Below are 12722 nucleotides of genomic sequence, written 5' to 3' on the forward strand. Positions count from 1 at the left end.
ATCGCTGATGGCATTTTCATTTTAAGCAAGCCTTATTGTCCGATTGCAATCCAGTTAATGGTGCCGATGAAAGCCTCACTGAAAAAGCGGCGATTAATGGATAGGATGACATGCCCCGGCTCCTTCGCTTGAATGCATATATAGCAGGCCGGGTGATCGGTCGTTGCTGTCAGCACATATTGGTTGCTTGCGAACGGTTCGTCAAATAGAATAACCTGCTCTAACTGCTGTTTCTCAGGTGGAAAGCTGTACGGGCATAACCCAAATTGCTGCTTGCTAATGCTGCCGCTCCGACCAACGATTGGCGAAAAAGCAAGTGCCGATAGCGTTACGCTGGCAGGTGCTAGATGCTCGGCGGTGACAGCACCATCCGTGATTTTGTCACTTGTTACGCTGTCGGTCGACAGATGCTCCGCCTTCACGGCTCCTTCCGCCAGCGCTTCACTGCCTACGCTCGCAAAGCCCAGCTTCGATGACGTTATGCTCCCTTCACTCAGCTTTTCCGTTGTAAAGCAGCCATCCGCTAGCTTTTCGCTCGTTATGCTCGCTGCCGACAGATGCTCCGCCTTCACGGCTCCTTCCGCCAGCGCTTCACTGCCTACGCTCGCAAAGCCCAGCTTCGATGACGTTATGCTCCCTTCGCCAAGCTTTTCTGTTGTGACGCTGCCTTCCGCTAGCTTTTCACTCGTTACGCTATCCGTTGCCAAATGCTCGGCGGCAACAGCACCATACGTGATTTTGTCGCTCGTTATGCTGTCCGTTGACAGATGCTCCGCTTTCACGGCCCCTGCTGCCAGCGCCCCACCATCTACGCTCGCAAAGCCCAGCTTCGACGACGTTATGCTCCCTTCGCCAAGCTTTTCTGTTGTGACGCTGCCTTCCACTAGCTTTTCGCTCGTTACGCTATCCGTTGCCAAATGCTCGGCGGCAACAGCACCATACGTGATTTTGTCGCTCGTTATGCTGTCCGCCGACAGATGCTCCGCTTTCACGGCCCCTGCTGCCAGCGCCCCACCATTTACGCTCGCAAAGCCCAGCTTTGATGCCGTTATGCTCCCTTCGCCAAGCTTTTCTGTTGTGACGCAGCCACCCGCTAGCTTTTCGCTCGTTACGCTCTCTGCCGTCAGATGCTCGGTGATCACGGCTCCTTCTGCCAGCGCCTCACTGCTTACGCTCGCAAAGCCCAGCTTCGACGACGTTATGCTCCCTTCGCCAAGCTTTTCCGCCGTGACACTGCCATTCGCCAACTTTTCGCTTGTTACACTCTCTGCCGTCAGATGCTCGGCAATCACGGCTCCCTCCGCCAGCGCCTCAATGCCTACGCTCGCAAAGGCCAGCTTCGACGACGTTACACTCGCTTCGCCCAGCTTTCCCGTCGTGATACTACCATTCGCCAGCTTATCGCCCGTTACACACTCTGCTGTCAGATGCTCGGTAATCACGGATCCTTCTGCCAGCGCTTCACTGCTTACGCTCGCAAAGCCCAGCTTCGACGACGTTATGCTCCCTTCACCCAGCTTTTCCGTCGTGACACTGCTATTCGCCAGCTTATTGCCCGTTACGCTCCCTGCCGTCAGATGCTCGGCGATCACGGATCCTTCCGCCAGCGCCTCAATGCCTACGCTCGCAAAGGCCAGCTTCGACGCCGTTACACTCGCTTCGCCCAGCTTTTCCGTCGTGATACTACCATTCGCCAGCTTATCGCTTGTTACACTCTCTGCCGTCAGATGCTCGGCAATTACGGCTCCTTCTGCCAGCGCTTCACTGCTTACGCTCGCAAAGCCCAGCTTTGACGACGTTACACTAGCTTCGCCCAGCTTTTCCGTCGTGATACTACCATTCGCCAGCTTATCACCCGTTACACACTCTGCCGTCAGATGCTTGGCAATCACGGCTCCTTCTGCCAGCGCTTCACTGCCTACGCTCGCAAAGCCCAGCTTTGACGACGTTACACTCGCTTCACCCAGCTTTTCCGTCGTGACACTGCTGTTCGCCAGCTTATTGCCCGTTACGCTTTCTGCCGTCAGATGCTCGGTGATCACGGTTCCTTCCGCCAGTGCTTCACTGCCTACGCTCGCAAAGCCCAGCTTCGACGCCGTTACACTCGCTTCACCCAGCTTTTCCGTCGTGACGCAGCCATCCGCCAGCTTATCGGCACGGATCGTGCCATTTTTCAGCTTGCTTCCAAAAATGCTCTCATCCTCAGCACGGTCAACCGTAATAACATCGGCTGCAAGATGGGCTAATGAAAGCGAGTTTTTACGAATATGATAGCCCTGCACCGTTTCGGCCCGAAGATGCTTGCCGGCTATCGTCTCCAGTTGCAAATGCTCCCCAGACACGGAATCCTTTCCAAGCTTTACCTCTGTCACACTGCCATCCTGCAAATTAGCACTGGCGATGCTGTTTATTGCTAAATGCCCCTCGCTGATGCAATACGGCTGAATATGCTTTTCTCCTACGGAAAGCGGGGCCAGCTGTTCAGCAGTTACCGCCTGACTTTGCAAGTGCTCCGTACTGATAATAAGTGGTTTGAGCGCTGCACTGTCGATTGCCGCCTCCTGAATATGCTCGCTTGCAACGCTTGCTTCCGCCAGATTCGCCGCCGTTACAGCTCCTTCCGCTAAATGAACATCGCGAATGCTACCTTCCTGCACGTGAATGCCCAACACCGAACCATTGGATAAATGACGACTGTGTATCGCTTCGCCCGCAATATGCTTCGGCTTCACAGCATCCAGCGCCAATTTCGCCGAGTGAACCGCCAAATCAGCAAGCTGCTCACTGCCAACCGCTCCTGGCTGCAAATGAGGGGCTGCAATAAGCCCGTTTTGCAGATGCTCTTTCGCAAGCGAGCCTGCCTGAATATGCTTGCCTTCAATTACAGCTGGAGCGATATGCTCGCCTTGCACCGTACCTGGAGCAAGCTTCGTTCCCGTCACGCTGGCTTCAGCAAGCTTTGCTCCTGTTACGCTGTAATCGGCCAGCTTATCTGACGTCACCGCTTCTGGGGAAAGCTTGAGCGAATTAACGCTGTGATCTGCCAAATGATGGGAAGATACAACACCAGGCGCAATATATCTTTCTGTCACAGCTTCATAAGCAAGCTTTGCGCTCGTCACGGCGCTATCATGGAGCGTTCGAGTTGTAATCGCATCATCCGCCACATGCTTCTCATGAACAATATGCGGCTGCAAATGATTAGCAGCTATCGCATCAGGAGACACAGCTTCCCCCGTCACAGCTCCATTTGAAAAATGGTACGCCCGCAGCGCCTCCGGCGCGATTTTGTGAAACGTAATGGCTTCATCGCGCAATTGCCTCGTATCTACCGAATTGTCTGCAAGATGTGCAGCAGAAACGGCTCCTGCGGCAAGCTTTGTTGATGTAACGCTTTGCTGTGCAAGCTGTCTGCTCCCCACAGCCGCATCCGTCAGATGCTGCACCCGAATCGCTCCCGGCGCAATTTTCTCATCGGTGACGGAGCTGCTGCGCAAATGCTCCGTTCCAACCGCCTCTTCCCGCAGCTGGACGCCGGATACGGTATTGACCGCCAAATGGCGATTGTGTATCTGTCCGTCTGCTATTTTCTCAGAAGTTATGCTGAGACGGCTCAAATGACGGGTTTGCACCGCATCATCGGCGAGCTTCGCCGCGGTTACACTTTGCTCCGAAAGCTTGGAAACGGTAACCGCATGATCAACCAGTTTGATCGTCGATACGGACTGATCCATCAGCTTGGAGGCCGTTACGGCTTGATCACCGAGATGCCCGCTTTCGATTTGGCGAGGTGAGATATGCGGCCCCAGAACGGCCCCTGCCTGCAGATGTGCGCTGGATACTGCTCCGCTTGCTAGACGCTCTGCGTCTACTGCGCTGGGCTGCAATTCCCTTGCTCCGACCGCGCCGACTGCCAGATGCTGGGCGCCTATTTCGCCTGGGGCCAAATGCTTTCCCAATATGACTCCGACGGCAACATGCTCGGCGAGCAATACGCCCGGTTTAATATGCGTAGAATCGATCGCCCCTGCAGCAAGCTTCTCTGCATGCACAGCGCCATCGCGCAGCTTGGAGCGTGTTACAGCTCCATCGGCGAGCTTGGAATTGTTTACTGCATCATTCGAAAGGTGCTCAGGACGGATGGCTCCGCTTTTGATTTTGCTAGAAGTAACAGATTGCTGCCCAAGCAATTCCTCCGTTACAAACTGTCGTTTCAAATGCCTCGCTTCAATTGATTCATCGGCGAATTTGTCGGAGCCGATCGTACGATCGGCGAGCTTCTCGGAAGTAACGCTGTTATTTTGCAGCTTATCTCCCGTAACGGAGCCATCTGCCAGCTTAGATCCCGCGATCGCATTGTTCGCCAGATGATCAGCTATTATTGATTCTGGTGCAATTTTGCTGCCGGATATAGCTCCCTTAGCGATATGAATCGCTTCAATCGCATAATCCTGCACCGCTGCTGTACCTACGCTGCCCGCACCTAGTTTGGTGGAATCAATAGAAGCTGGTGCAATTTTGTCACTGGTAACCGAACCATCTACTAAATCGTCGGTATAAATAAACGGATTCGGCCCGCCGAGCTCAGGATTTTGCTTCTCCGCTGCCAACGCCAGCTTCTCTTCATGGCTCAGTTCGGCATTTTCTTCATCTTCACTGGCAATTTCAAGCTCAATTGGCTGGCGTACGTCTAAAGATATTTCCTCCTGCCCGCCGTGCGAAGACGTCTCTTGCTTAAATGTTTGCGATGGCACTCCTCCTTGCTGCCCATCCAAACGTATACTTTGCGTTTCTGCTGCATCCTCGTCTGGCAGCTGCTGTTCGTTTTCAGCTTGCGGCTGCTCGCCTCGGAATGATACTCTGGACGGCGCTTCCGGAGCCGAAATCGCATTAATGCGAACCTCCTTCGACTGCCCTGCATCCGCTTGCTTTGCTTCAGCCTGCTTCTGGGCCACTTGTGCCTGGGCTTGCGCCTTTTTGCTATTTAATTCATCGAGCCATTTCAATTCAGAAGCATTCGGATTATCAACGTAAAAAAGCGGCCTTTTTCTTCTCGAGCTTCCTGTTTTTCTGCTTTTCGCCATTGCCCTCTCCTTCTTCCACCTGATTTGTCTTAGGCAATATATGCACAAACCTATGGGCTCGTTACTTGATTTTCAGGGCTGGCGGGCAAAACGTTGACAGATGACCGATTACTTTAAAGCAACCACCCCCAGCAATTACGCACAAGCTCAAAAGGACATTCCCGTTCTCTCACAGCATCGCCCGTCTCACTTTTATACAGTAAAAGGCCTTCCGAAAACGCAAAGCGCTTCGAAAGGCCTGAACAAACGATTATAAACGGAGCTGCAAACGCCTATTTGGAACGGGATAGCAAGTAAAGGAAATAGGGAGCGCCAATGACGGCGATTACGATTCCCGTCGGAATTTCCGAAGGCTGGAACGCCCAGCGAGCCAGCGTATCGGACACAATGACGAGCAATGCTCCCGCCATCGCGGAAGCTGGTACGAGTATTTGATGCGTCGGTCCAACAAGACGGCGAGCCAAATGCGGACCGATCAGTCCGACAAAGGAGATACCGCCGCCAACGGCCACACATGTTGCAGCCAGACCTACCGCTGCTGCAAGCAGCTTCATCCGATCCTTCTCAACCGGCGAACCTAGTCCTGTTGCCATCTGTTCGCCAAGGTTCAAAACGTTCATTGTCCGCGACTTGTACATCACGTATGGAATTAAAATTAAAATCCACGGGAGAGCTGCACGCACGAAATTCCAGTTTGTTCCATAAATATCTCCTACAAGCCAAGTTTGAACGAGTTGATAGTCATTCGGGTCAAGCGCAAGGCTGAGTACAATCATTAGCGCACTTATCCCCGCCTGCACCGCAACACCGACCAAAATCATACGCGTAGGCAGCAGTCCGTGGTATCGCTTGTAAGACAACATATAAATTAGCAAGGCAGTAAGCGCAGCCCCGCCGAATGCAAGCATCGGCATAAAATATGGCGAGGCCATCTGGTTATCACGAAAAAAGGAAACATACAAAATAACCATTAGTCCTGCTCCAGCATTAATGCCGAGCAAGCCTGGGTCTGCCAACGGATTGCGGAACAGCCCCTGCATGACACAGCCGGAAACCGCAAAGCCTGCACCAATCAATACGGAAATAACGATGCGAGGCAGCCGAAAATCAAATAATATGAGCTCTTGCTTCGCCGTTCCATATCCGAATAACGTTTTAAATACATCAAATGGAGTAAGCTTAATATAACCTGTATTCATACTAATTACAAAAGCCGTAATAATGAGCACGCCCATAATAGTCATCACTACTATAGCTCGTCTCGTTCTGCGCTGTTCGCTTTTTGGAATTAAAGCAGCGGTGCTCATAACTATAAATTCCCCCTTTGCTTAACGGCAAGATAAAGGAAGAAGGGAACACCGATAATCGCAATCAGTGCGCCAACCGGCGTCTCAGATGGACTATTAATCGTACGCGCTACAATATCAGCTACGATGAGCAGAAGCGCACCAAGCACGGCGGAGCAAGGAATGATCCAGCGGTAATCCACGCCTACCAAATAGCGAGCCAAATGGGGAATAATAAGTCCGATAAAGCCGACCGCTCCGACAACGGATACCGATGCGCCGGCCAAAATGAGCGTGACGATAATGCCGATCGTCTTCGTCAGCTTCGTACGCTGACCGAGGGACACCGCCACATCATCGCCTAGACTGAGTAAGGATATAGAGCGTGAAATCGCAATGGCTGCCAAAATGCCGCCGATAATCCAAGGGGCAACGATTCCGATTTGCGACCATTTAGTACCAGCAATGCCCCCCGCATACCAGAAGGCTATATCCTGTCCAATTTGAAAGTGAATTTGAACCCCTTCCGACAGGCTCACGAACAACGTACTAATAGCTGCGCCCGCAAGCGTCAGCCGGACAGGCGTCAAGCCGCCCTTGGCGAGCGAGCCGATCCCGTAGACGATACCTGCGGCAAGCGCCGCTCCAGTGAAACAAATAAGCATAATTTCCAAATGCGACATGCCGCGAAAAAAAGCAAAGCAAAGCGCCAGCGCAAAGCCTGCGCCAGCATTAAGCCCCAGCAAGCTCGGATCGGCCAGCGGATTTCGGGTCATCCCCTGCATAACGGAGCCTGATACCGCGAAGGCGGCCCCTATAAGTGCAGCTGCAAGCGCCCTTGGCATTCTCAGCTCTTGAATAATCTGATGCTGGGTAATATCCGGATTAAAATTAAAAACGGCAGTCCAGACCGTGGATAAGCTAATTTTAGCCGCTCCGACTGAAATAGATAAAGCAAGTCCAAATAATACAGCGGCTGTGCCAACGATAAGAATGATCGTCGCTACTAACGGCCTTGATCGCTGCCTCATCTGCTTTAATTCCTGTTTTTGCTCCTGTTTCAACGACATGATGCAGCTACCTTTCCCTTCACACCAAACCAAATGGTATCATGATAACGATTCTCGTTTTCAAATATACCAAAGTTTGTTTGTTTATTCAAGCGAAAACGGCTACCGCCATCCTCTGGCGGCAAAGCTACCATTTCAATGAAAGAATAGTATCCACTTAAAATCCATCCTCTCTACTTTTATGGCCTCTTGATTTTTAGTTAGTGTTCACTTACAATAAAAACATGAACAAAAAATCACATGCCGATAGTAAAAAAAAGGATATTTTGCAGGCGGCGATGCTGCTCTTTGCGACGAAGGGTGTTGACGGCGTTTCCGTCAAAGAAATCGGGCAGGCTGCAGGAGTAACGGATGCGGCGATTTACAAGCATTTTAAAAGCAAGGATGCCGTTGCTTTGGAAATCTTTGAGCAGGATTGTGCCAGCTACACCGCTTTAATCGATTATTACGTGCAGAAGGATGGAAGCAGCGCCAGCCGGTTTCGCCAATTAATCGACGAGGTGCTGCATATGCACGATGAAGACCAGTACGGACTGCTGCTGCTTTCCCAGCAGCATGAGCTGTTTTATACAGCAAGGATGGAAGGGCAGCTCAGGCAGCCGCTTGATGCATTAATAGACTTTATAGAGCAAGGCATTGAGCGCGGCGAGCTTCCAAAGCAAAATGCACGCCTGTCGGCTGTCATGGTGATTGGCATTATAACCCAGCTAGCCGTGTCAAGCATGCATGGCGATCTTCCCGCACAGCTTGCGCCGGACGCCGAGCAAATTAAGCTGCATCTATTAGCCTTAATAGGTCATTCGTGACCTTTTCTTTTTAATCCATTGGTTAGTGTTCATTAACTAAAATTCGAGGAGTGTTTCAAAACGATGAAAAACATTTTAATTATTCAAAGCAATCCCGCTGAAGGAAGCTACGGCGAGGCGCTGGCTGCCGCTTATGCTGAGGGTGCCGCTGGCGCCGAGGTTCGTACCATTCACTTGTCCCAGCTCGACTTTAATCCCAACCTAGTCGGAGGCTACAACAACAAAGCACCGCTGGAGCAGGATTTGCAGGAGGCGCAGGCGCATATCAAATGGGCCGATCATCTTGTTTTTGTATATCCAACCTGGTGGGGCGGGCCACCCGCTTTGCTTAAAGGCTTTATTGACCGCGTCTTCCTGCCCGGCTTTGCTTACAAATATGTGAAAGGAAAGGCGCTTCCCGAGCAGCTGCTCAAAGGAAAAACAGCCCGGATCATCGTTACGATGGACGTACCGGGCTGGTACTATCGTTTTTTCCAAGGCATGGCTGGCCACAAAATGATGAAAATCAACACTCTGCAATTTTGCGGCGTCAAATCCGTCCGTTTCACCACGCTGTATGAGGTCAGAAAATCATCGCTTGCCAAAAGGCAAGGCTGGCTTTCCAAAGTGAAGCAGCTCGGGGAAAAGTTCGCCTAACAGCGCCTGCCTCCCCCTGCTTATAGCAGCCTTTTGACTGTAATCGTCTATGTCCCGCTAACATATATATGGCTTCCCGCTTCCTTGAACGCCTCGGACTTTTCCTTCATTCCTGCTTCAATGGCCTCTGTCGTCTCCAGCCCTTTCTGCTCGGCATAATCCCGAATGTCTTGCGTAATGCGCATGCTGCAAAATTTAGGTCCGCACATCGAGCAGAAATGCGCGGACTTGGCTGCTTCGGCAGGCAGCGTTTCATCGTGGTACGCCATGGCGCGCTCAGGATCCAGCGATAAGTGGAACTGGTCGCGCCAGCGGAACTCGAAGCGCGCTTTCGACAGTGCATCGTCCCGCAGGCGGGCCCTTGGATGGCCCTTGGCCAGGTCGGCGGCATGGGCCGCTATTTTATACGTAATAACCCCTTCCTTCACATCATCCCGATTCGGCAGCCCCAGATGCTCCTTCGGCGTCACATAGCAGAGCATCGCGGTTCCGAACCAGCCGATCATAGCTGCGCCAATAGCCGATGTAATATGGTCATAACCGGGAGCTATATCCGTTGTCAGCGGCCCCAGCGTGTAGAAAGGCGCTTCATCGCACACCTCCAGCTGGCGGTCCATATTTTCTTTAATCAAGTGCATAGGCACATGTCCAGGTCCTTCGATCATCACTTGGACGTCATGCTTCCAGGCGATTTTCGTCAGCTCGCCCAGCGTATCCAGCTCGGCAAACTGCGCTGCATCGTTGGCATCGGCTATCGAGCCCGGACGCAAGCCATCGCCTAGCGAGAACGAAACATCGTAAGCCTTCATAATTTCGCAAATGTCCTCAAAATGCGTATATAAAAAGTTCTCTTGATGGTGGGCCAGGCACCATGCCGCCATAATCGACCCACCACGCGACACGATGCCTGTCACCCGCTTGGCTGTTAGAGGAATATAGCGAAGCAATACGCCAGCATGGATCGTAAAATAATCAACCCCCTGCTCCGCCTGCTCAATAAGCGTATCGCGGTATACCTCCCAGGACAGATCCTCGGCTTTGCCATTTACCTTCTCCAGCGCCTGATAAATCGGCACTGTGCCAACCGGAACCGGGGAATTGCGAATAATCCATTCGCGCGTCGTATGAATATTTTTCCCTGTGGACAAATCCATAATCGTATCCGCGCCCCAGCGCGTCGCCCATGTCATTTTCTCTACCTCTTCCTCAATAGAAGAGGCTACTGCTGAATTGCCAATATTCGCATTGATTTTCACATGAAATTGCCGCCCAATAATCATCGGCTCGATCTCGGGATGATTAATATTGGCTGGTATGATCGCACGCCCAAGCGCAATCTCCGAGCGGACAAATTCAGGGTCCATCCCTTCTCTGATCGCAATAAACTCCATTTCATGCGTGATGATTCCCTGGCGCGCATAATGAAGCTGGGTGACGTTATGTCCTTTTTTCGCCCGCAGCGGCCGCGTCTTTATTGGAAAAAGCTTTGCTCCGCGCTCATTCGCCTTCTCGGCCGTCATAAAACCGTTATCCTCCGGCTTTACGCTGCGTCCGTCATACCGCTCCACATCACCTCGCCCTTGGGTCCATTCTCCCCTTACATGCGGCAGCCCTTTGTGAACATCCGCCTCATAAGCGGTATCGGTATATGGCCCACTCGCGTCATATACGCGGATCGGCGCATTCGGTATTTTTTCTCCGTTTCTGCCTGTACTCGCTTCGAGCTCAATTTCGCGCATTGGCACCCAAATATCCAAGCTTGCTCCTGATTCGTACACTTTGCTGCTGCCCGGCAGCGGATTCATAAAGATCGTCATATGCTAAAAAACCTCCCATGGCATTATGAAGATCCACCAGGAGGCCTTTAGACGTAAATTCAGCTGGAAAATGCAGCGCCCGGCGCCTGTTCCTTTGCTCCCATTCCATTAGGCGAGATGACGACGCCCCACAAACAAATACGCCAAGAGGCGCTCCGCTTGCATGCATGCTTGTTCAACCAGAGGGCAACAAAAAAGCCGCTCCGGCGAAGAAGCGGCAGAATGTGCAAACATACGCGAATAACAGAGCTTCCCCAATGCTAAAAAAGCAAAACGAAGCTGCTCGCGATGAACTCACTTTCCCACTTTCCTACGCTGGCATAACCCAGATCAGGTTCAAAGGGACCAAAGCTCATTCGCTTTATCTCAGCCATGAAGGCGCCCCTAGTGGATTTCCTTGTTAGACTATACCGCCCCGTATACTGGTTGTCAATCCAAATCGGGCAATTTCCGTTCATTCAGCACATTCATCCAACTGCGTCCCGTATGCTTCCAGGTATAGTATTGCTCCACCCGCTCACGGCTCTTCTTTCCCATGCTCGCCCTAAGCTCGGAGCTAGCGAGTAGAGCAAGCAGCTTGGCTCTCAGCTCATTTTCCAGATTTTTCTGCGAGATCAAATAACCGGTGACGCCATCCCGGACGATCTCCTTCATGCCGCCTGCCCGTGTTGCTACTACCGGAAGACCCGTTGCCATTGCTTCGACGTTCACGAGACCGAAAGCTTCACGCTGTCCCGAAGGGACGATCGCCATATCTGCGGCCAAAAACCATCCTGGCACTTCAGTATATGGCACATAAGGAACGAAGCGTACATGATTCGGATAAGCGCGGCCGAGCTGCTGGAGCTTGCGGGAATAAGCGGTGGAGCGGTGCGAGCCATAGAAGGGGCTGCCGACGATAACGGCCAGCATATTCGGATGTTTTTTTACCAGCTCAGGCATAATATGCAGAAGATGGTGAGCGCCTTTGAGCGGAATGAGCCTGCCGAGAAAAATAACGACCTCGCGGCCCTCCAGCTTTTTCGCCTGCCGCTCCCGCTGCCGCTTATCTCTCCCTTCTGAGGTAAATCGCGATGGAAAAAGCTCCGTCTCCACGCCGGGATACACGACCCGTATTTTCGCCGCAGCTTCAGGTGCCCTCGTCGCAACGACGCGGCGTAAAAACTCGCTGTTTACAATAATCCGATCAGCCGCTTTCAGGCTTCGGTGCAGGCTGGACGGCGAAATATGACGGGGACTTAGAAAAGTAGAGGAATGCAAGCTCAGCCAAATTCGGGCGGTCGGCAGCTTTTTCTTAAGGACAAGCACGTTATGGGGACGATTCTCCACCTGAATAACATGCGGCTTGTAAGCAGCTAGGGAACGTCCAACAGCGGCAATATAGCTTGCTTTGTTCACCGCTGGGAATCTGACGCAGGCTACGCCATGGACTAGCCCATTGCGTTTAAATCCTTTTGTCGTCCGCCCATAAATGCGGGGATGAATCCGATTTTTCAGAAGTGGAACGAATTTTTCGACTACCCGTTCGACCGAGCTGCTTTTTGCGGATGGGATCGGAAATGACCCTGGCGTAACAAACGCCACTCTGGCAAACGTCATTTCGTTCAACGGCCTCCTAGCTCATTAAAATGGCAATAAGTTTTTGCGATAGCATACGCGCTATTTCCGCAAATTGCCACTAGCTTGCCGCTATCCGGACGGCCGGAGCACATTTATGGCCATTCGCGCGGGAGTATAGATGGCTAAATAAGCCCCTCCTATTATAAATACAGGATTAAGTAGAACCGCATGAATTTCCGTCATAAACACCGTGCCCTTCAGCATCGTTCTCGCTATAGCTGAAGCGATGGTAACAAACGTTGCAAAAAGCAAAATGGCTGCCAGCGCATCCATAACAAGCAGCGCCTTCCGGCTGCGGCAGCCGATCCATCCTGCTGCCAGACAGCAGGCCGCAAGTATAAGTGTGAATGAAACGGTGATGGTCATTTAAGCAATTCCCCCTTCTCAGTTTGGGTTTCTTACA

General features: G+C 52.0%; 8 protein-coding genes and 1 riboswitch. Of the genes, 2 read left to right on the top strand and 6 right to left on the bottom strand.

Going from position 1 to position 12722, the window contains the following annotated elements; translation table 11 throughout:
• Positions 1 to 32 precede the first annotated feature (32 nt).
• The 3 genes from ABEW34_RS10670 to ABEW34_RS10680 all read right to left on the bottom strand — a co-directional run bounded on the left by ABEW34_RS10670 (position 33) and on the right by ABEW34_RS10680 (position 7440).
• On the bottom strand, positions 33 to 5084 hold the full coding sequence (locus tag ABEW34_RS10670) for a WIAG-tail domain (RefSeq protein WP_430158032.1): 5052 nt from the start codon (positions 5082 to 5084) through the stop codon (positions 33 to 35).
• A 272-nt stretch (positions 5085 to 5356) separates the two neighbouring features.
• On the bottom strand, positions 5357 to 6391 hold the full coding sequence (locus tag ABEW34_RS10675; protein WP_430158034.1) for a FecCD family ABC transporter permease: 1035 nt from the start codon (positions 6389 to 6391) through the stop codon (positions 5357 to 5359).
• Between the two features lie 2 nt (positions 6392 to 6393).
• Positions 6394 to 7440 carry a FecCD family ABC transporter permease gene (locus ABEW34_RS10680; protein ID WP_430158037.1) on the bottom strand — a complete coding sequence of 349 codons (1047 nt, stop codon included), beginning with the start codon at positions 7438 to 7440 and terminating at the stop codon, positions 6394 to 6396.
• A 224-nt stretch (positions 7441 to 7664) separates the two neighbouring features.
• On the opposite strand from ABEW34_RS10680, the gene ABEW34_RS10685 reads away from it, so the two are divergent.
• Together ABEW34_RS10685 and ABEW34_RS10690 are read left to right on the top strand one after the other, a co-directional pair.
• Positions 7665 to 8246, top strand: a complete 582-nt coding sequence (locus ABEW34_RS10685; RefSeq protein ID WP_430158040.1) for a TetR/AcrR family transcriptional regulator — start codon at positions 7665 to 7667, stop codon at positions 8244 to 8246.
• 63 nt (positions 8247 to 8309) lie between these two features.
• Positions 8310 to 8882, top strand: a complete 573-nt coding sequence (locus ABEW34_RS10690; protein WP_430158042.1) for an NAD(P)H-dependent oxidoreductase — start codon at positions 8310 to 8312, stop codon at positions 8880 to 8882.
• Between the two features lie 47 nt (positions 8883 to 8929).
• On the opposite strand, the gene thiC is transcribed toward ABEW34_RS10690, so the two are convergent.
• The 3 genes from thiC to ABEW34_RS10705 form a co-directional block, all read right to left on the bottom strand.
• Positions 8930 to 10699: a phosphomethylpyrimidine synthase ThiC gene (thiC, locus tag ABEW34_RS10695; protein WP_430158045.1), complete on the bottom strand. Its 1770-nt coding sequence runs from the start codon at positions 10697 to 10699 to the stop codon at positions 8930 to 8932.
• Between the two features lie 290 nt (positions 10700 to 10989).
• A riboswitch (TPP riboswitch) is annotated at positions 10990 to 11095 on the bottom strand.
• A gap of 33 nt (positions 11096 to 11128) precedes the next feature.
• On the bottom strand, positions 11129 to 12298 hold the full coding sequence (locus tag ABEW34_RS10700) for a glycosyltransferase family 4 protein (protein ID WP_430158048.1): 1170 nt from the start codon (positions 12296 to 12298) through the stop codon (positions 11129 to 11131).
• 90 nt (positions 12299 to 12388) lie between these two features.
• On the bottom strand, positions 12389 to 12685 hold the full coding sequence (locus tag ABEW34_RS10705) for a hypothetical protein (protein ID WP_430158051.1): 297 nt from the start codon (positions 12683 to 12685) through the stop codon (positions 12389 to 12391).
• Positions 12686 to 12722 lie beyond the last annotated feature (37 nt).

The sequence above is a fragment of the Paenibacillus algorifonticola genome (assembly GCF_050481745.1).
GTDB classification, from domain to species: Bacteria; Bacillota; Bacilli; order Paenibacillales; family Paenibacillaceae; genus Pristimantibacillus; species Pristimantibacillus algorifonticola_A.